The 18,926-nt window shown below is 65.9% G+C and carries 17 protein-coding genes; 13 read left to right on the plus strand and 4 right to left on the minus strand.

The features are described from left to right. The first annotated feature begins 44 nt into the window (after positions 1-44). The 6 genes from J2X98_RS16625 to dnaE all read left to right on the plus strand — a co-directional run bounded on the left by J2X98_RS16625 (position 45) and on the right by dnaE (position 7,054). A complete protein-coding gene (locus J2X98_RS16625) occupies positions 45-575 on the plus strand; it encodes a cell division protein SepF (protein WP_141940879.1) in 531 nt (176 codons plus the stop codon). A 133-nt stretch (positions 576-708) separates the two neighbouring features. Continuing rightward, entirely contained in the window at positions 709-996 is a 288-nt protein-coding gene (locus J2X98_RS16630) for a YggT family protein (RefSeq protein ID WP_141940880.1), read from the plus strand. A gap of 176 nt (positions 997-1,172) precedes the next feature. After that, entirely contained in the window at positions 1,173-1,859 is a 687-nt protein-coding gene (locus J2X98_RS16635) for a DivIVA domain-containing protein (RefSeq protein WP_307310359.1), read from the plus strand. Positions 1,860-1,952: 93 nt separating this feature from the next. Further along, positions 1,953-2,525, plus strand: a complete 573-nt coding sequence (gene lspA, locus J2X98_RS16640) for a signal peptidase II (RefSeq protein WP_307310362.1) — start codon at positions 1,953-1,955, stop codon at positions 2,523-2,525. Beyond that, positions 2,518-3,444: an RluA family pseudouridine synthase gene (locus J2X98_RS16645; protein WP_141940883.1), complete on the plus strand. Its 927-nt coding sequence runs from the start codon at positions 2,518-2,520 to the stop codon at positions 3,442-3,444. Before lspA ends, J2X98_RS16645 begins: the two co-directional genes overlap by 8 nt. Positions 3,445-3,493: 49 nt before the next feature. After that, positions 3,494-7,054 (plus strand): DNA polymerase III subunit alpha, encoded by a 3,561-nt coding sequence (gene dnaE / locus J2X98_RS16650; RefSeq protein WP_141940884.1) that lies wholly within the window; start codon positions 3,494-3,496, stop codon positions 7,052-7,054. Between the two features lie 89 nt (positions 7,055-7,143). Here dnaE and J2X98_RS16655 read toward each other — a convergent pair whose 3' ends face one another. Next, the gene (locus J2X98_RS16655; RefSeq protein WP_141940885.1) at positions 7,144-7,644 is read right to left on the minus strand and encodes a flavin reductase family protein; all 501 of its coding nucleotides are present in this window, start codon (positions 7,642-7,644) and stop codon (positions 7,144-7,146) included. A 127-nt stretch (positions 7,645-7,771) separates the two neighbouring features. Here J2X98_RS16655 and J2X98_RS16660 point away from each other — a divergent pair, with 127 nt between their 5' ends. From J2X98_RS16660 to nrdR, 3 genes are all read left to right on the plus strand, one after another. Next, the gene (locus J2X98_RS16660; protein WP_307310365.1) at positions 7,772-8,305 is read left to right on the plus strand and encodes a hypothetical protein; all 534 of its coding nucleotides are present in this window, start codon (positions 7,772-7,774) and stop codon (positions 8,303-8,305) included. 4 nt (positions 8,306-8,309) lie between these two features. Further along, positions 8,310-9,686: a histidinol dehydrogenase gene (gene hisD / locus J2X98_RS16665; RefSeq protein WP_141940886.1), complete on the plus strand. Its 1,377-nt coding sequence runs from the start codon at positions 8,310-8,312 to the stop codon at positions 9,684-9,686. 138 nt (positions 9,687-9,824) lie between these two features. After that, positions 9,825-10,328, plus strand: coding sequence for a transcriptional regulator NrdR (gene nrdR / locus J2X98_RS16670; RefSeq protein WP_141940887.1), 504 nt, complete (start codon positions 9,825-9,827; stop codon positions 10,326-10,328). A 51-nt stretch (positions 10,329-10,379) separates the two neighbouring features. Here nrdR and ppgK read toward each other — a convergent pair whose 3' ends face one another. Next, the gene (gene ppgK, locus J2X98_RS16675) at positions 10,380-11,183 is read right to left on the minus strand and encodes a polyphosphate--glucose phosphotransferase (protein WP_141940888.1); all 804 of its coding nucleotides are present in this window, start codon (positions 11,181-11,183) and stop codon (positions 10,380-10,382) included. Positions 11,184-11,290: 107 nt separating this feature from the next. Then, complete coding sequence (gene map, locus J2X98_RS16680; protein ID WP_141940889.1) at positions 11,291-12,169, minus strand: type I methionyl aminopeptidase; 879 nt, start codon at positions 12,167-12,169, stop codon at positions 11,291-11,293. 118 nt (positions 12,170-12,287) lie between these two features. On the opposite strand from map, the gene J2X98_RS16685 reads away from it, so the two are divergent. Then, the gene (locus tag J2X98_RS16685; RefSeq protein WP_307310373.1) at positions 12,288-12,452 is read left to right on the plus strand and encodes an SPOR domain-containing protein; all 165 of its coding nucleotides are present in this window, start codon (positions 12,288-12,290) and stop codon (positions 12,450-12,452) included. Between the two features lie 169 nt (positions 12,453-12,621). On the opposite strand, the gene panB is transcribed toward J2X98_RS16685, so the two are convergent. Next, on the minus strand, positions 12,622-13,512 hold the full coding sequence (gene panB / locus J2X98_RS16690; RefSeq protein ID WP_307310376.1) for a 3-methyl-2-oxobutanoate hydroxymethyltransferase: 891 nt from the start codon (positions 13,510-13,512) through the stop codon (positions 12,622-12,624). A gap of 275 nt (positions 13,513-13,787) precedes the next feature. Between panB and glnA the strand changes: the two genes are divergently transcribed. Genes glnA through J2X98_RS16705 form a run of 3 tightly spaced genes read left to right on the plus strand, consistent with a single transcriptional unit; the run spans position 13,788 to position 18,675 of the window. Continuing rightward, positions 13,788-15,128 carry a type I glutamate--ammonia ligase gene (glnA, locus tag J2X98_RS16695; RefSeq protein WP_141160830.1) on the plus strand — a complete coding sequence of 447 codons (1,341 nt, stop codon included), beginning with the start codon at positions 13,788-13,790 and terminating at the stop codon, positions 15,126-15,128. A 9-nt stretch (positions 15,129-15,137) separates the two neighbouring features. After that, entirely contained in the window at positions 15,138-18,149 is a 3,012-nt protein-coding gene (locus tag J2X98_RS16700) for a bifunctional [glutamine synthetase] adenylyltransferase/[glutamine synthetase]-adenylyl-L-tyrosine phosphorylase (protein WP_307310380.1), read from the plus strand. Further along, positions 18,139-18,675 (plus strand): GNAT family N-acetyltransferase, encoded by a 537-nt coding sequence (locus J2X98_RS16705; RefSeq protein WP_307310383.1) that lies wholly within the window; start codon positions 18,139-18,141, stop codon positions 18,673-18,675. The genes J2X98_RS16700 and J2X98_RS16705 overlap by 11 nt, the downstream gene beginning before the upstream one ends. The last annotated feature ends 251 nt before the right edge of the window (positions 18,676-18,926 follow it).

An 18,926-nucleotide genomic window follows, 5' to 3' on the forward strand; every position in this document is an offset into this window, starting at 1 on the left:
AATCATTGGGCGGCCCGCTTACGGGACACGATTAGGAGTCGACCATGGCCGGCGCTCTGCGCAAGACAATGATCTATCTTGGGCTCGCCGACGGCGATGAGTATCACGAGCCCGAGCAACAGACCACACGTAAGGATGAGGACGAACCGATGGAAGTTGACCGCGAGGAACGCCGTGCTCCGGCGCCGGTCCGCGAAGTCAGCCGCGAGGCGTCCTACGCCCCCGAAGAGGAATACCGCGCCCCTGTGACCCCTATTAAGCGTGCGGCCTCGAGCCGCGAGGAGAATACCGGTCTCCGCCAGATCACTACCATCCATCCCCGTTCCTACAATGACGCCAAGCTCATCGGTGAGAGTTTTCGGGACGGCATTCCGGTGATCATGAACGTTACCGACATGGGCGAGGCTGACGCCAAGCGGTTGGTGGATTTCTCCGCGGGACTCGTTTTCGGCCTCCGGGGAAGCATCGAGCGTGTGACCAACAAAGTGTTCCTGCTCTCACCGTCCTACGTTGAAGTGATTGGTGACGACAAAAAGGCCAGCGACACGCAGGCCAGTTTCTTCAACCAAAGCTGAGCATCAGGGCTTTGCGGATGCCAGGCAGGGACACCTGTCTGGCATCTGTGCTGAAATAGACAAGACGACAGCTGCGCAACAGTGGCAGGCCCGGGTGGTCCGCCGCACGAACCCTGGAGATATGAAATAAGTCATGGGAATTGTTTTCGGACTTCTCTATCTCGCCCTGCTGTTGTTTTTCGTCGCCCTCATCATCCGGCTCGTATTCGACTGGGTGCAGATGTTTGCGAGGGACTGGCGCCCCCGCGGTGCCGCCCTGGTGGTGGCACACGCCGTGTACTCCATCACCGACCCGCCGCTCAAGGGGCTGCGGCGGCTGATTCCGCCCCTCCGGCTCGGCGGAGTCTCCCTGGACCTGGGCTTCCTGATTCTGTTCATCGGCGTCAGCATCGCCATGAACGTCACCAGGAGCCTGGCCTGATTCACCGATTTAGACCCAGCGATGCAGGCCGTTGCCCCCGTGAACGGCTACTGTAAAGCGAAGAAACCTCCCGTTTGACACCGCAGTGTTGAATTAGAGTAAGCAGACCAAATTTAGGTACCGTAGTTTTGACGGCCGGAAGGCCTACTGACTAACCAGACCAGTGAGGTGACCAGATGGCTTTGACGCCAGAAGACGTTGTCAACAAGCGCTTTCAGCCCACCAAGTTCCGCGAGGGCTATGACCAGGACGAGGTTGACGACTTCCTGGACGAAATCGTCGTTGAACTCCGCCGCCTGAACCAGGAAAACGACGAGCTCCGCAAGAAGCTCGCCGAAGCCGGGTCCAGCGTGCCGGCAAGCTCTGCTGCCGCGCCTGTCGTGGAGAAGGTTCCCGCGCCGGTCAAGGCCGACAAGGAGGAAGCCCGCGAGAAGGCAGAGGCCGAAGCCAAGGCTGCCGAAGCGAGCAAGAAGAAGGACGTCCAGCCGGCCGCCCCTGCTGCCGCCGCACCGGCTGCTCCCGCAGCTGTCGCTACCCCCTCGGCCGAGTCCGCTGCCGGACTGCTGGCCATGGCCCAGCAGATGCACGACCGCCACGTTGCTGACGGCCAGGCCCAGAAGGACAAGATCATCGCCGAGGCGCAGATCGAAGCCAGCAGCCTCGTCAACGACGCCCAGGAGAAGTCCCGCAAGATCCTCGGTGCCCTCGAGCAGCAGCGGTCCGTTCTGGAGCGTAAGGTGGAGCAGCTCCGCGGCTTCGAGCGCGACTACCGCTCGCGCCTCAAGGCCTACATCGAGGGCCAGCTCCGCGACCTGGAAGCCCGTGGCTCCGTTGCGACGCCGGAAGTCAGCGAAGCCAACTAAGTCTGGCAGCACGTATTCTGAAAGCCGGTGGCTGAGGATTCCTCGGCCGCCGGCTTTTGGCATTGACGCCCAGTTCCACGAATTGAAAGCACCATGACTGACGAACTTGCTGCCGACGCGGCACGCCCTGTCCCACCCCCGCACCGCCCCCGCCGGGCAGTCCTGCTGTCTCTGTTTGCCGGGTTCGCGCTCTTCGCCTACGTCCTGGACCAGCTGACAAAACTCTGGGTCACTTCCACGATGGTCGAAGGGGAGCGCATTCCCGTGCTGCCGCCCCTTCTGCACTGGTACTTCATCCGCAATTCGGGTGCCGCGTTTTCCATTGGCGAGAATGTCACCTGGGTGTTTTCCATCATCATGGCCGGCGTGGCCATCGCGATCCTCTTCCAGGTCCGCAGGCTGGGCTCGGCCTGGTGGTCACTGGCCCTGGGACTGCTGCTTGGCGGCGCCCTGGGGAACCTGACGGACAGGCTCTTCCGGGAGCCGTCCTTCGGCCTGGGGCACGTGGTGGACTTCATCCAGCTCCCCAACTTCGCCATCTTCAACATTGCCGACTCCGCCGTGGTGTCAGCCGTCGCCATCATCTGCATCCTGACCGTCCGGGGGATCGCCCTGGACGGAACCCGGCTCGGAAGCGGACACAAGGACAACCCTGGCCATGACTGAACGCATCGTCATCGCCGAAGAGTTTGGCGGAACGCGGGCCGACGCCGGCCTGGCGGGCATACTGGGGGTATCCCGTTCAGTGGCCGCGTCGCTGCTGGCCGAAGGCCACGTGCTGAACCGTGGCAAGGCGTTGGGAAAGTCGGCAAAGCTCGCCGCCGGCGACGTCCTGGACGTCACTGTTCCAGAACGGCGGGACCCGCTGGAAGTCGTGGAGGAAGTTGTGGAAGGCCTGAATATCCTGCTTGACGACGACGATTTCGTCGTCGTCGACAAACCGGTGGGCGTGGCAGCCCACCCCTCGCCCGGCTGGGTGGGGCCCACCGTGGTGGGCGGCCTGGCCGCCGCCGGGTACCGCATCTCCACATCGGGCGCCCCGGAGCGGGCAGGCATAGTCCACCGGCTCGACGTCGGAACCTCCGGCGTGATGGTGGTGGCCAAGTCAGAACGGGCCTACACAGCCCTCAAGCGGGCCTTCAAGGAGCGCACCGTGGACAAGGTGTACCACGCTGTGGTGCAGGGCCTCCCCGATCCCCTGGCCGGAACCATCGACGCCCCCATTGGCCGCCACCCGGGTCATGACTGGCGCTTTGCCGTCATTGAGGACGGACGCCCCTCGGTAACGCATTACGAAGTCCTGGAAGCATTCGGCAAGGCCAGCCTGGTGGAAGTCCACCTGGAAACCGGCCGTACGCATCAGATCCGGGTCCATTTTTCCGCTCTTCGGCACCCCTGCGCGGGTGACCTCACCTATGGCGCGGACCCCCGGCTTGCCGCCAACCTCGGGCTTACCCGTCAGTGGCTGCACGCCCGGGAGCTCTCGTTTGACCACCCGGTCACGGGGGAGCGCGTCACGGTCACCAGTGACTATCCGCAGGACCTGGCCTACGCACTGGAAGTGCTGGAGTCGGGCCAGGCCTGACACGGTAGGGCTGGCCTGGCTGCGAGGGGGCAGCGCTTAGAATGGTGCGGTGAGTTCCAGCAATGATTCGTTTGTCCACCTGCACACCCACACCGAATATTCCATGCTGGATGGAGCCGCCCGCCTGGGTGAGCTGTTCGACGAGACCGAACGACTGGGCATGCCGGCCCTCGCCACAACCGACCATGGTTACCTGTTCGGTGCGTTCGACTTCTGGCAAAAAGCCCAGGCCAAGGGCATCAAGCCGATCATCGGCGTCGAAGCGTATGTAACGCCGGGTACGGCACGCACCGACAAGGAGCGCGTTCGCTGGGGCGATGAATCCCAGCGCAAGGACGACGTCTCCGGCGGTGGCTCCTACACCCATATGACGCTCCTGAGCTATAACAACGTGGGCATGCGGAACCTCTTCCGCGCCTCGTCCATAGCCTCCCTCGACTCGGTGTTCGGCAAGTGGCCGCGGCTGGACCGGGAACTGCTCAATACCTATTCCGAGGGCCTGATCGCCACCACGGGCTGCCCGTCCGGCGAAGTGCAGACACGCCTGCGTCTGGGCCAGTACCGCGAGGCGCTTGAGGCCGCGGCGGAGTTCCGCGATATCTTCGGGGCGGACAACTACTTCTGTGAACTGATGGACCACGGGCTGGACATTGAGCGGCGGGTCACCGGTGACCTGCTGCGGCTGGCCAAGGACCTGAACCTTCCGCTGGTGGCCACGAACGACCTCCACTACACCCATGAACACGACGCCAAGGCGCACGAGGCCCTGCTGGCCATCCAGTCCGGCTCGACCCTGCTGGAACCCACTTATGACAACGGTGGTTCCCGGTTCGCGTTCTCCGGCAGCGGCTACTACCTCAAGTCCCCGCGGGAGATGAGGGAGCTGTTCCGCGACCATCCCGACGCCTGCGACAACACACTGCTCATCGCCGAGCGCTGCGAGGTGTCCTTCAACACGGACGCGAACTACATGCCGCGGTTCCCCTGCCCGCCCGGCGAGGATGAGACTTCCTGGCTGGTCAAGGAAGTGGACAAGGGCCTGAAGTACCGGTACCCCGGCGGCGTCCCCGATGAGGTGCGCAAACAGGCCGACTATGAGCTCGGCGTCATCACGTCCATGGGCTTCCCGGGATACTTCCTGGTGGTTGCGGACTTCATCAACTGGGCGAAGAACAACGGCATCCGGGTGGGGCCGGGCCGTGGCTCGGGTGCAGGCTCCATGGTGGCGTACGCCATGCGTATCACCGACCTGGACCCCCTGCGGCACGGGCTGATCTTCGAACGGTTCCTGAACCCGGACCGCGTCTCCATGCCCGACTTCGACGTCGACTTCGATGACCGGCGCCGTTCCGAGGTCATCGACTATGTGACCCGCAAGTACGGCGACGAGCGTGTGGCGATGATCGTCACGTACGGCACCATCAAGACCAAGCAGGCGCTGAAGGACTCCTCCCGCGTCCTGGGCTATCCCTTCAGCATGGGGGAGACGCTGACCAAGGCCCTGCCGCCGGCGGTGATGGCCAAGGATATCCCGCTGGCTGACATCCAGAACCCGGAAGCCAAGCGCTACAGCGAGGCAGGAGACTTCCGGCAGCTGATCGCCACGGACCCGGAGGCTGCCAAGGTCTTCGAGACGGCGCTGGGCATTGAGGGCCTGAAGCGGCAGTGGGGCGTGCACGCGGCAGGCGTGATCATGTCCTCGGACCCCATCATCGACGTCATCCCCATCATGCGCCGCTTCCAGGACGGCCAGGTGATCACGCAGTTCGATTACCCGACGTCCGAGGGACTTGGCCTGATCAAGATGGACTTCCTGGGCCTGCGGAACCTTACGATCATTTCCGACGCCCTCGAGAACATCAAGATGAACCGCGGCATCGACCTGGACCTGGAAAACCTCGAACTTGACGACGCCGCGTCCTACGAGCTCCTGGCCCGCGGCGACACCCTGGGCGTGTTCCAGCTCGACGGCGGTCCCATGCGGTCGCTGCTCAAGCTGATGAAGCCTGACAACTTCGAAGACATTTCCGCCGTTCTGGCGCTGTACCGCCCGGGCCCCATGGGCGCCAACGCCCACACCGACTATGCGCTGCGCAAGAACGGCATCCAGGAGGTCATCCCCATCCACCCGGAGCTGGAGGAGCCCCTCAAGGAAATCCTCGGCGGGACCTATGGCCTGATCGTGTACCAGGAGCAGGTCATGGCCGTGGCGCAGAAGCTGGCCGGCTACTCGCTGGGCCAGGCAGACATCCTCCGCCGGGCGATGGGCAAGAAGAAGAAATCCGAGCTGGACAAGCAGTTCGCCGGCTTCTCCCAGGGCATGCAGGACAACGGCTACTCCATGGAGGCCGTGAAAACCCTGTGGGACATCCTGCTGCCCTTCTCCGACTACGCCTTCAACAAGGCCCACTCCGCTGCCTACGGCGTGATCTCCTACTGGACCGCGTACCTGAAAGCACACTATGCGCCGGAGTACATGGCGGCGCTGCTGACGTCGGTGGGCGATGACAAGGACAAGTCCGCGATCTACCTCAACGAGTGCCGGCGCATGGGCATCACCGTGCTTCCACCGGACGTCAACGAGTCCGCGCTCAACTTCACCCCGGTAGGCAACGACATCCGCTTTGGCATGGGCGCCATCCGCAACGTGGGCGTCAACGCCGTGGAGGCCATGGTGGCCGCCCGCGAAAGCGAGGGCGCGTTCACCTCGTTCAAGGACTACCTGATGAAGGTCCCGGCCGTGGTCTGCAACAAGCGGACCATCGAGTCCCTGATCAAATCAGGCGCCTTCGACTCGCTGGGCCACCACCGCCGTGCCCTGGCCATGGTCCACGAAGAGGCCATCGACTCCGTCATCACCCTCAAGCGGAATGAGGCCATCGGCCAGTTCGACCTCTTCGCCGGGTTCGAGGACGCCGGGGAGGAATCGTCCTCCCTGAGCATAGAGATTCCGGACCTGCCGGAGTGGGAAAAGAAGGACAAGCTCTCCTTCGAGCGGGACATGCTGGGCCTGTACGTCTCCGACCACCCGCTGCAGGGGCTGGAAGGCCTCCTGGCCCAGCACGCCGAGATGAGCATCACCACCATCCTCGGCGAGGACGGTCCGCAGGACGGCGCCATCATCACCATCGCCGGAATGATCACGTCGCTGAGCAGGCGCATCGCCAAAGCCAGCGGCAACGCCTACGCCCGGGCGGAGGTGGAGGACCTGGGCGGTTCCATCGAAGTCATGTTCTTCGGCCAGGTCTACGGGCCCATCGCTTCGGTCCTTGCCGAAGACCTGATCGTGGTGGTGAAGGGCCGCCTGCAGAAGCGCGACGACGGCGCCATCACCCTGAACTGCATGGAGCTGTCCGTCCCGGACCTCAGCGAGGGGCTGCACGGGCCCCTGGTGATCACCATGCCCACCTTCAAGGCCACCGAAGCCGTGGTCACCGAGCTGGGTGATGTGCTGCGCACCCACCGGGGCAACTCCGAAGTCCGGCTGCACCTGCAGGGCGACACCCGGACCGAAATCATGGGCCTGCCCGTCCACCTCCGGGTGAACCCCAGCCCGTCACTGTTCGGCGACCTGAAGGTCCTGCTGGGCCCGGCCTGCCTGGACGCATAAACCGGGACGCCTGACAAAGACGCGGTCGACGGCGGGAAGCACCTCCCGCCGTCGACCGCGTCTTTCATGCCCGGTTGGTGTTGCCGGGGTCAGATTTCGTAGTCGAGCGGCACCGGCTGCCCGTAGGCGCCGCCGTGGTACAGCAGGGGCGAGCCCTCGCCGCCTACCTGGCCGTCCACCACCTGGACCACCACCACCGCGTTGTTCTCGAACGAGAGCCTCATTTGCACCTCGCCGATCAGCCAGCCGGCAACATCCTTCAGGATGGGCACGCCGTGCGGTCCGATGTCCCAGTGCTTGCCTTCGAAACGGTTGCCTGGCCGGGCGAAGCGCGCGGCAAGCTCCTGGTTTTCCAGCCCCAGCATGTGTACGCCCAGGTACTGGGTGTTGGCCACGGCCGGCCACGACCTGGAACTGCGCGCCATGTTGAAGGTAAAACGCGGCGGCTTGGCGGACAGGGAGGCCACGGAGGTCGCGGTAAAGCCGTAGGGCTCATCCTGGTAGTTCACGGTGATGATGGCGACGCCCGCGGCGTGACGGCGGAACATCTCCCTGAACGTCTGCTCATAGGGCTCGCTGTTGTCGGTCACCGGAACTCCTGCAGTAGGTGGCGTAATTCTCTCTCCAAGCGTATTGGTCCCCGGCGGTGGCGGGAAAACAGCCGGCGGCAGCAGTTCCGCCCCTGTCCTTGCAGGAACCTTTGTTAAGGTGTGTTGCATGACAAACTTGGCCCGCCCTGCCCGGCGCCTGCTGCCTTGGTCCCTGCTGCTGGTTCCGGTGGTTGCGGGCATCCCGGCCGGCGTGCTGTGGTGGCTCCTTGCCCCGGGCGGATTGAACCTGATCACCCGGGATCCGGCGCTGGCTTCCGGTACCGCTCCCGTGGTGTGGCTGCCCCGCGACCTCACCCTGGCAGGCATCCTGCTGCTCGGCGGCTGCCTGCTTGCCGTGTTCCTGGCGGACGGCAGGCGTCCGTCACCGCAGGCGGCGCTCTTGACGGGCCTGGCGGGAGCGTTGGCCGGCAGCGTGGTGGCATGGGGAACAGGTATCCTCGTGGCCCGGCTCTTCGGTCCGGCCGTTGATACGTCCGCCAATGCCAGCCTTGCCTTCTCCTTGCGGGCGTGGCCGGTGCTGCTGCTCGGCCCCGCCGCCACAGCCGTGTCGGTCTTCGTCCTGGAACTCGTGGGTACGGGCAGCACGAAGCCCGCGGCCGGCGATGCCGGACCTCCGGCCGGCCTAGGCGCCGTAAAATAGTCCGGTGACCACTTCCCCCGACGTTCCCGCCCCCGTGACAGCCGCCGTCGACTTCCGCACCGTCGATCTTCGCGGCCGCGACCTGACCCTCGCCGCCCTCCGTGCCGCCGTTCCCCGCGCCAAGGGCCAGACCGTGGCCGATGCCGAGGACAAAGTCCTCCAGATCATTTCGGCCGTGCGCGGGCGGGGCTTCGCTGCCCTGTCCGAGCTGGCAGAGAGGTTCGACGGCGTTGCGCAGGAGCACCCGCTGGTCCCCACAGAAGCGCTCGCCAACGCCCTTGACCAGCTGGATCCTGCCGTGCGGGCCGCGCTGGAGGAGTCCATCAGCCGGGCACGGAAATTCGCCGACGGGCAGCGTCCGCGCAATGTCGACGTGGAACTGGGTGACGGCGCCGTGGTTAGCCAGAACTGGGTGCCCGTGGCGCGCGTGGGACTGTACGTTCCCGGCGGACTTGCGGTGTACCCCTCGTCGGTGATCATGAACGTGGTGCCGGCACTGGCGGCAGGGGTGGAATCAATTGCCCTGGCCTCGCCCCCGCAGAAGGAGTATGGCGGGCTGCCGCACCCCACGATCCTGGCCGCGGCTGCACTGCTGGGTATCACGGAGGTCTACGCCATTGGGGGCGCCCAGGCCATCGCAGCCTTCGCTTACGGCATCGAAGCCAGCGCCGCCGGACCGGCCCTGGAACCGGTGGACGTGGTGACCGGACCGGGCAACATCTTCGTTGCCACCGCAAAGCGCCTGGTTAAGGGCGTGGTGGGAATCGATTCCGAGGCCGGGACCACGGAAATCGCCATCCTGGCCGACGATTCCGCGCAGCCCGCGTTGGTTGCCGCGGACCTCCTCAGCCAGGCCGAGCATGATCCCAAGGCGGCGTCAGTCCTCATCACCGACTCCGAGGACCTTGCCACGGCTGTACGGGCCGAACTGGCGCTGCAGGCTGCAGCCACCAAGCACGCGGCCAGGGTACAGGAGGCGTTGTCCGGCCCGCAGTCCGGCGTGGTGCTGGTGGACGGCCTGGAGCAAGGGATTGCCGCCTGCGATGCCTACGCCGCCGAGCACCTGGAGATCATGACCCGGAACGCCGCGGCCGTGGCAGCGCGCATCCGCAACGCCGGCGCCATCTTCGTGGGCGACTACAGCCCCGTCAGCCTGGGGGACTACTGCGCGGGCTCCAACCACGTCCTGCCGACCAGCGGCACGGCCGCGTTCTCGTCCGGGCTGAACGTGACCACCTTTTTGCGCGCCATCCAGGTCATCAACTACAGCCGGGATGCACTGGCCGAGGTCAGTGGGCACATCGTGAGCTTGTCCCGCGCGGAGGACCTGCCTGCCCACGGGGACGCCGTCACGGCGCGTTTCCCGGGCAGCAACGGGTGACACTACTACATGTAGTAATTACAGGATTGTTATTACCCCAAATATGCCCGTAAACTGAAGGATGCCACGGCATCGCCCCCCGGCGGTGCTGGTGGCTTCCAATGATGCTGCACGCTACAAGCGAAAGGGGGGAACGCCATGTACTGTCCGTTCTGCCGCAACCCCGACTCCCGCGTAGTGGACAGCAGGATGGCGGATGACGGTTCGGCCATCCGCCGCCGCCGGCAGTGTCCTGAATGCGGCCGCCGGTTCACCACCGTTGAGACCACCAGCCTGTCGGTGATCAAACGGTCCGGCGTGGGCGAGCCCTTCAGCCGCAGCAAGGTCATCAACGGCGTGCGCAAGGCCTGCCAGGGCCGCCCGGTGAGCGAGGATGACCTCGCTATGCTGGCCCAGGAAGTGGAAGAGCAGATACGCTCCTCCGGTGCCGCCGAAATAGACGCCCACGAGGTGGGGCTGGTGATCCTGGGGCCGCTGCAGAAGCTGGACAAGGTGGCGTACCTTCGCTTCGCCAGCGTGTACCAGGCGTTCGAGTCCCTCGAGGACTTTGAGACCGCCATCGCACTGCTGCGCCACGAGGCCGAGGAAGACGCCAAGGGCGCAGCCGGTGGGGCCAGGAACTCCGAGAAAAGCCCCCTCTAAACTCCGGTGGCGGCAGCGGAGGGGAAGCCGCAGCCGCCACCGGCACCACTCCTATTTGGACAGCTGGTGCTTGATGGCAATTTCCAGCGCGGCCCCCACAATGCCTGCCTCGTTGCGCAGGACTGCCGGGACAATCGGGGTGCGCAGCTTGAGGTTGGGAAGATATTCGTCGGCGCGCTTCGAAATGCCGCCGCCCACGATGAACAGTTCCGGTGAGAACAGGAACTCCACGTGCGAGAAGTACCGCTGCAGGAGCACGCTGTACTCGTCCCAGGTCAGGCCGTCGCGTTCGCGGGCTACGGCCGATGCCTTCGATTCGGCGTCGAAGCCGTCAATTTCAAGGTGGCCAAGCTCAGCGTTGGGAACGAGTTTGCCGTCGAAGATGAACGCTGAGCCGATGCCGGTGCCCAGGGTGATCACCAGGACCGTGCCGGACACGCCCGCGCCGGCACCGTAGCGGGCTTCGGCCAGGCCGGCGGCATCAGCGTCGTTGATGACCTCCACGGGCCGGCCAAGACGGGCGGTGAGGAGGGCGTCGATGTCCGTGTCAAGCCAGCTCTTGTCCACGTTGGCGGCGGAGTGGACCACGCCGTGCTGGATGATGCCGGGGAAGGTCACTCCCACGGGCGAGCCGGCCTCGGGGGCCTCAGGGCGTGCCGAAAGCTCGGCCACCACCAGAGCCACGGCCTCCGCGACGGCCTCGGGGGTGGCGGGCTGCGGGGTGGGTACGCGGAAGCGTTCGCCCAGGAGCTTGCCCTTCTTCAGGTCGACAATGCCGCCCTTGATGCCCGTACCACCGATGTCGATGCCGATCAGCGGTGCGTTCTTGTGCGACTTCTCGTCCTTCTTGGCCAATGGGATTCCGTTCTTAACAGGGGCGGGCAGGAAAACGGGCCAACATGGGTGGCCCATAACAGGTGTCCGGTCTGCACCGGCAGCCATGCCTGGGGGCATGGGATGAACTACGGGAGGGTGAGGATCTCGGCGCCGGCCTCGGTGACCAGCAGGGTGTGCTCGAACTGGGCGGTACGCTTGCGGTCCCGCGTGACGACAGTCCAGTCATCGCTCCACATGTCCCACTCCACGGTGCCCAGCGTGAGCATCGGTTCGATGGTGAACACCATGCCGGTTTCGATCACTGTGTTGTAGGCAGGGGCGGCATCGTAGTGCGGGATGATGAGTCCGGTGTGGAAGGCCTCCCCGACGCCGTGACCGGTGAAATCGCGGACCACGCCGTAGCCGAACCGTTTGGCGTAGGACTGGATGGCCCGGCCAATGACATTGATTTCGCGGCCCGGAGCCACGGCCTTGATGGCCCGGTTCAGGGACTCCTGGGTGCGCTCCACCAGCAGCCGGGATTCCTCGTCCACGTCACCCACCAGGAAGGTGTAGTTGGTGTCGCCGTGAACGCCGTTGATGTAGGCCGTGATGTCGATGTTGAGGATGTCGCCGTCCTGGACCACCGTGCTGTCGGGGATGCCGTGGCAGATGACCTCGTTCAGCGAGGAGCACAGGGATTTGGGGAACCCCCGGTAGCCGAGCGTGGACGGGTAAGCGTGGTGGTCCAGCAGGAACTCGTGGCCCACCTTGTCCAGCTCATCAGTGGTGACACCTGGCTGGATGTGCTTGCCGACTTCCACGATGGCCTGTGCGGCGATCTTTCCGGCGACCCGGATCTTTTCTATGGTTTCCGGGGACTTGACCTCGGAACCGGTGAATTTGGCTGGAGCTGTCTTGCCGACGTACTCCGGACGGGGGATGGACGCCGGAACGGGACGCTGCGGACTCAGGGTACCCGGGGTGAGGGTGCCAATGGGTGCAGTCGAGGCAAGGGAAGGCATAGATTGATCATATAAGGCACCACAGAACGCCTAACAACCGACAAGCGGGGAGGGCGCACGTAAGTGTTTGTGTTACGTGGGTCACCCCATGCGCCTGTCGCCGGAACGAGGAGCAACGATGACTGAGTACTGGTTCAACGTCAACACCCACGAAGTGGAAGAAGACCGGCTCTCGGACTGGAGCCAGCTCATTGGGCCCTACAAGACCCGCCAAGAAGCGGAACACGCCATCGAGAAGGTCAAGGCGCGCAACGAGGCCTGGGAAAAGGGCGACGACGACTGACCGGTTGGGGGCAGGCGTCAGGGCGTCGGGCGGCACTCCTCCGCGGACTGCCTCGGCCGCGGGCGGCCTCACCTTGACGTCCGCTTCCGGAGTACCGCCCGGACGCCGCAGCTCGCGCCGGCATTTCTGTCCCGACTGTTCCGACGCGCCGTCGGGCCAAAGTTAAAAGTTAGAAGGAGTGTTCCGGGCCGGGGAACTGGCCTGAACGGACGTCGTCACCATAGGCGGTGGCGGCGTCGAGCAGTGTGCTGCGGAGGTCCGCGTACTGCTTGACGAACTTGGCCATCCGGCCGCCCCGCAAACCGGCCATGTCCTGCCAGACCAGCACCTGCCCGGTGGTGGCCTTGCCCGCGCCGATGCCCACGGTGGGAACCTGTACGGCGGCGTCCACCGCGGCTGCCGTTTCCGCCGGCACCATCTCCATCAGCACGCAGAATGCGCCGGCGTCGGCAAGGGCGCGGGCGTCGTCGATCAGCCGCTGGGCGTCGTCGCCGCGGCCCTGGACGCGGTATCCGCCCAGCGCGTGTTCGCTCTGCGGGGTGAAGCCGATGTGCGCCATGACCGGAATGCCCGCCTGCACCATGGCCCGGACCGTTGGTGCGTAATACTTTCCGCCCTCGATCTTTACCGCGTGGGCAAGCCCTTCCTTGAGGAACCTGACGCCGGCGCCCACGGCCTGTTCGGCACTGACCTCGTAGCTGCCGAAGGGCAGGTCCGCCACCACCAGGGCACGCTTGGCTGACCTGGCTACTGCGCGGCACAAAGGGAGCAGTTCGTCCACGGTGACCGGGAGGCTGGTCTCATTGCCAAAGACGTTGTTTGAGGCGGAATCTCCCACCAGGAGCACCTCGATGCCTGCGGCGTCGAAAATTTCGGCCGTGTACTGCTCGTAGGCGGTGAGCATGGCGAATTTGGTGCCTTCGCGCTTGGCCTGCTGCAAGTGGTGGATACGGACCTTCGCCGGCTTCCGTTCGGCCGCAGCCGGTGTGCCGGGCCCGCTGCCGTACGGTGCGGGTACTTCTGCGGACGCGCTGGAGTCGGAGCTGTTGCTGGAGGCCATGGGATGAGCGTAATGCGGTACCCGCCGTACTAGCTACCGCGCTCCGCATCGGGACCGGTGATTAGCGTCATAACGGGAGCCGGCGGAAGGGCGTCACATGCCGTCGGAAACGGGGCCGGCGGCATCTGACGGCGGTGCGGCAGGTTAATGCTGTGTTACGCAGGCCCCAGGCTTCAGCATGAGCGGCGAATGATTAGTACAGTGTTGATGAACTGCTGCCGGCTTTCCCCTTGTGCGGACCCGGAGCATGGACGTTGACCGGAGAAGAGGCCATCATGGACCGCCAGCAAGAGTTTGTCCTGCGCACGATCGAAGAGCGCGACGTACGTTTCGTGCGCCTGTGGTTCACCGACGTCGTGGGTTCGCTGAAGTCCGTGGCGCTTGCACCGGCAGAAGTGGAGGGAGCGTTCGAAGAAGGCCTGGGCTTCGACGGCTCCTCCATCGAGGGCCTGGCCCGCGTCTTCGAATCGGACATGCTGGCCCAGCCCGATCCCGCCACCTTCCAGATCCTGCCGTGGCGCGGCGAGACCGAGCAGACCTCGCGCATGTTCTGCGACATCCTCACTCCCGATGGCGAGCCCTCGGCGGCGGATCCCCGCAATGTGCTCAAGCGAACCCTGGCCAAGGCCGCGGACATGGGCTTCACCTGCTACACCCACCCGGAGATCGAGTTCTACCTGCTCAAGTCCCACGAGCCGGGGCCGAATGGCGCGCCGGTGCCGGTTGATGAGGGCGGCTACTTCGACCACGTTCCTGGCGGTGTGGCCCAGGACTTCCGCCGCACAGCGGTGACCATGCTCGAATCCGTCGGCATCTCCGTGGAGTTCAGCCACCACGAGGCCGGCCCGGGCCAGAACGAAATCGACCTCCGCTACGCGGACGCACTGCAGACGGCCGACAACATCATGACGTTCCGCACCGTCATCAAGGAGGTGGCGCTGCAGCAGGGCACCTACGCCACGTTCATGCCCAAGCCGTTCACCGACCACCCCGGGTCCGGGATGCACACGCACTTCTCGCTCTTCGAGGGCGACAGCAACGCGTTCTTCGAGGCCGGCGCCGAGTTCCAGCTATCCAAGACGGCCCGCCAGTTCATCGCCGGCATCCTCAAGCACGCTCCCGAGTTCACAGCTGTCACCAACCAGTTCGTCAACTCCTACAAGCGCCTGTGGGGCGGCGGCGAGGCGCCCAGCTACCTGAGCTGGGGGCACAACAACCGCTCCGCGCTGGTCCGTGTGCCGCTGTACAAGCCGGGCAAGGGCCAGTCCGCCCGGATCGAATACCGCGGCATCGACTCCGCGGCCAACCCGTACCTGGCCTACGCCGTCCTGCTCGGTGCCGGCCTGAAGGGCATCGAGGAAGGTTACGACCTTCCGGCTGCCGCCGAGGACGACGTCTGGTCGCTGAGCTCGGCCGAACGCCGTGCCATGGGCCACGATCCGCTCCCGGCCAGCCTGCACGATGCCATCCGTTCGATGGAAGACTCCGAGCTGATGCCGCAGATCCTGGGCGAACAGGTCTACGAGCACTTCCTGCGCAACAAGCGCGCCGAGTGGCAGGACTACCGCCTGCAGGTGACGCCCTACGAGCTGCAGCGCAACCTCGGCATCCTCTAGGTGCCCGGCGTGAGCCTGGCACGCCGCCTCATCGCGGCCGGATTCAGCGACCTGGAAAAGGGCGAAAGGTTCCTGGCCGCGCGCGAACTCGAAGGACTGGACCAGGACAGGCTCTTTGCCGGGCTGCAGCTCGCAGCAAGTCCGGACACTGCCCTCCAATCGCTGGTCAGGCTGATCGAGAAACACCCGCAGCTGCGGGACCTGGCGGCCGCCGAGCCGGAGGCCAGCGAACCGATGTACCGCGTCCTGGGCGCCTCGGAGGCCTTGGGGGAGTTCCTCATCCGGCACCCCGAGCACCTCGACGCATTCCGGGTCCGTGCAAGCCCCGAACCCCTGCCCGCCGACCCGCAACGGCTGCGCGCCACGCTCCTGCAGGCGGTGGGCGCAGATCCCCGGGCCGCCCGCCCCGTTGCCTCCGCCACAGGCGTTGACGCCTACGCCGCCCTGCGCACCGCCTACCGCCGCGGACTGGTGGACCTCGCCGTCAAGGACCTGTGCGCGGCGGATCCGCTGGATTTCCTCCCGTCGGTGGGCGGTGAACTGGCGGACCTCGCTGCCGCGGCCATCGAAGCTGCCCTCGCCGTTTCGCGGGCGGAGGCCACAGAGCAACACAGCGCCGCCGACGTCGCCGACGTTGGCCTGGCGGTCATCGGGATGGGCAAGTGCGGAGCCCGGGAACTGAACTACATTTCCGACGTCGACGTCATCTACGTGGTGGACCCCGGCAGCCTGGAGGACGCGCACGCCAACACCATCGGCACGGCGCTGGCAAGCGGCATTTCGCGGGCCATTTCGTCAGTCGCCAGGGAACCGGGCCTGTGGGAGGTGGACGCCAACCTGCGGCCCGAGGGCAAATCGGGTCCTCTGGTGCGGACGCTTGCCTCCCACCAGACGTACTACGCCAGATGGGCCGAGAGCTGGGAATTCCAGGCGTTGCTCAAGGCACGCACCATCGCCGGTGATGCCGCGCTGGGCCGGGCCTACGAGGACGCCGTGGCGCCCCTGATTTGGAACTCCGCGGGCCGCGAGGGCTTCGTGGAGTCTGTCCAGGCCATGCGCCGGAGGGTGACCGAGCACATTCCGGCGGCTGAGGAGCAACGCCAGATCAAGCTGGGGCGCGGCGGACTGCGTGACGTTGAGTTCACCGTGCAACTGCTCCAGCTGGTGCACGGCAAGGCGGATGAATCACTACGACGCCGGGACACCACTTCGGCGATCGCCGCCCTGTCAGCCGGAGGTTACATCGGCCGTTCAGACGCCGCTGCCTTTGACAACGCCTACCGTTACCTGCGGCTCCTGGAACACAGGATCCAGCTGTTCCAGTTGCGCCGCACCCACCTCATGCCGGTGGCGGAACCGGCCCTGCGCTCCCTGGCCAAGGCCGTCCTGGGGCCCTTCTCCAACGAGCGCCCCACTCCCGACTCCCTGCTTTCCACGTGGCAGCGTACCAAGCGCTCGGTCCGTGAACTGCACGAGCGCATCTTCTACCGCCCGCTGCTGAATTCCGCGGCCAAGCTCAGCAGCGAGGACGCCAAGCTGACGCCGGAAGCAGCACAGGGACGGCTGGCCGCCCTCGGCTACCGGGACCCGCAGGGAGCCATGCGCCACATCGAGGCGCTGACCGCCGGTGTGAGCCGCCGTGCCGCCCTGCAGCGCCAGCTCCTGCCCATCCTGCTTGACTGGCTCGCCGAAGGCGTTGACCCGGACGCCGGCCTCCTCGCGTTCCGCCGGATCAGTGAAGCGCTGGGCACAACGCACTGGTACCTGGGCCTGCTCCGCGACTCCAACGCCGCCGCCGAACGCCTCTGCCACATGCTCTCCAATTCCCGACTGATCGCAGACCTCCTGGAAGTTTCGCCGGAGTCTGTGGCATGGCTGGGACAGGACAAGGACCTGGTGCCGGTGGGCTTTGAAGCCCAATGGCAGGAGATCACCGCCAAGATGTCCCGGCACGAGGATCCCGAGAGTGCCATGCGCCTCATCCGGCTGATCCGGCGGCGGGAAATCCTGCGCATCGCCATCGCCGATTCCGCCGGCCTTCTCGACCAGGAAGCCGTGGGCAGGGCGTTGGCGGACACGGACCGCGCCGCCGTCCTGGGCGCCCTGCGCGTGGCGGAAGGCATCGTCTCGGCCGGTGGACCACTCAAGACCTCGGTGCTGGTGGTGGCCATGGGCCGGCAGGGCGGCCGCGAGATCGGCTACGGCTCCGACGCGGATGTCATGTATGTCCACCGGGCCCTTCCCGGTTTCGCCGAAGCGGAGGCGCAGGAGCAGGCCGCCCGCATCGTGGCCAAGGTGTCCAGCCTGCTCACCCAGCCGCTGAAGCCGGCCATCATGGCCGAACGCGTGCTGCAGATGGATGCCGACCTCCGGCCCGAAGGCAAGAACGGGGCGATGGTGCGCTCCCTGGACTCCTACGCCGAGTATTACCGGCGGTGGTCCCTGATCTGGGAAGCCCAGGCCCTCTTGAGGGCACGCCCCATGGCCGGCGACGACGCGCTGGCGGCTGACTTCCTGGAGCTCATCGACCCCATCCGCTACCCGGAGTCAGTTGCCGAACAGGACGTTCGCGAAATCAGGCGCATCAAGGCCCGCGTTGAATCCGAGCGGCTTCCCCGCGGCGCGGACCCCGCCCGACACCTGAAACTGGGGCGCGGCGGCTTGAGTGACGTCGAATGGCTGGTCCAACTGCTGCAGCTCCAGCATGCCGGGAAACATCCGGAGCTCCGCACCACATCGACACTGGAGGCTCTGGCAGCGGCGGCGGAACTTGGCCTGCTGGACGCCGCCGACGCCGCGCTCCTGGTCGAGGCCTGGCGCCTGGCCAGCCGCATCCGGTCCGCCAACGTCATCTGGAACGGCAAGGCCTCGGATCTCCTGCCGTCTTCGCGCCGCGACCTTGAGGCCGTGGCGCGCTGGTGCGGCTACGAGCCGGGACAGGCCGCCGTGCTGGAGGAGGATTACCTGCGGGTCAGCCGCCGGGCCCGGGCAGTCTTTGAACGCGTCTTCTATGGGCACTGACTGGGTCTGGCTCATTGCCCTCCGGGACCTGGACCAAGATGCCCGGGCCATCCAACTGGGGGCAGTGGCGGACCTGTCGCTGCTCCCCGGCCAGGAACGTTTCGTGGGCGACCCCCTGCGAATGGCCCTGGCAGGACTGGCAGAAGAATCGCGCCGGCCCTACGTGGTGGAATCCGGCGGTGACGCCGTCGGTCTCTTGACTCTCCAGCTCGGAGCCGCCAGCGTCGCCGGGTGGCCTGACGACCGGTCTGCGTGGTTGCTCCGAGGCTTCCTCATCGATCGCCGGCACCAGGGGAGAGGGCTGGGTACCCTCGCGGCCGCCGCCGCCGTGGAGGCCGCACACAGGCTCACCGTCCGGCACCAAGGCGGCGAGTCCGGCGTCGTACTTTCCGTCAACGAAGAAAACCATGCGGGCCTGGCCGCTTACCGCCGCGCCGGCTTTCTCGACGCGGGGCGGTACCTGGGTGGATCCGCGGGGCCGCAGCGGACCCTGTTCCGCAGCTTCGCCACCCTGCCGCCGCCGTAACGCGCCGCGCCGGCATTGCGCTTAGCAATCGTTTGCCCGATTATGTGGATGGCGGTGTTCTCCAACCTTGTTGGGGGGAAGGCTGGACAGTCTTCGTCTCGGGGGGCATTCGTCAGGGGGTCCGGCTCCCGGTCTCAGCACGTCTGGAGGCGGGCCCCCACCTACGGTCTTCGTCCGCGGCCTGACGGCCCTGCGGACAACGCAAAAGGCGGCCACCGGATGTATCCGGTGGCCGCCTTTTGCTGGTTCAG

The organism is Pseudarthrobacter enclensis (assembly GCF_030811655.1).
In the GTDB taxonomy this organism is placed as follows: domain Bacteria; phylum Actinomycetota; class Actinomycetes; order Actinomycetales; family Micrococcaceae; genus Arthrobacter; species Arthrobacter enclensis_A.

Excerpts from the sequence above, each read along its gene's own strand:
- J2X98_RS16625 (WP_141940879.1), top strand. The coding sequence starts at position 45 with ATGGCCGGCGCTCTGCGCAAGACAATGATCTATCTTGGGCTCGCCGAC.
- J2X98_RS16630 (WP_141940880.1), top strand. The coding sequence starts at position 709 with ATGGGAATTGTTTTCGGACTTCTCTATCTCGCCCTGCTGTTGTTTTTC.
- J2X98_RS16635 (WP_307310359.1), top strand. The coding sequence starts at position 1,173 with ATGGCTTTGACGCCAGAAGACGTTGTCAACAAGCGCTTTCAGCCCACC.
- lspA (WP_307310362.1), top strand. The coding sequence starts at position 1,953 with ATGACTGACGAACTTGCTGCCGACGCGGCACGCCCTGTCCCACCCCCG.
- J2X98_RS16645 (WP_141940883.1), top strand. The coding sequence starts at position 2,518 with ATGACTGAACGCATCGTCATCGCCGAAGAGTTTGGCGGAACGCGGGCC.
- J2X98_RS16660 (WP_307310365.1), top strand. The coding sequence starts at position 7,772 with ATGACAAACTTGGCCCGCCCTGCCCGGCGCCTGCTGCCTTGGTCCCTG.
- nrdR (WP_141940887.1), top strand. The coding sequence starts at position 9,825 with ATGTACTGTCCGTTCTGCCGCAACCCCGACTCCCGCGTAGTGGACAGC.
- map (WP_141940889.1), bottom strand. The coding sequence starts at position 12,169 with ATGCCTTCCCTTGCCTCGACTGCACCCATTGGCACCCTCACCCCGGGT.
- J2X98_RS16685 (WP_307310373.1), top strand. The coding sequence starts at position 12,288 with ATGACTGAGTACTGGTTCAACGTCAACACCCACGAAGTGGAAGAAGAC.
- panB (WP_307310376.1), bottom strand. The coding sequence starts at position 13,512 with ATGGCCTCCAGCAACAGCTCCGACTCCAGCGCGTCCGCAGAAGTACCC.
- glnA (WP_141160830.1), top strand. The coding sequence starts at position 13,788 with ATGGACCGCCAGCAAGAGTTTGTCCTGCGCACGATCGAAGAGCGCGAC.
- J2X98_RS16705 (WP_307310383.1), top strand. The coding sequence starts at position 18,139 with ATGGGCACTGACTGGGTCTGGCTCATTGCCCTCCGGGACCTGGACCAA.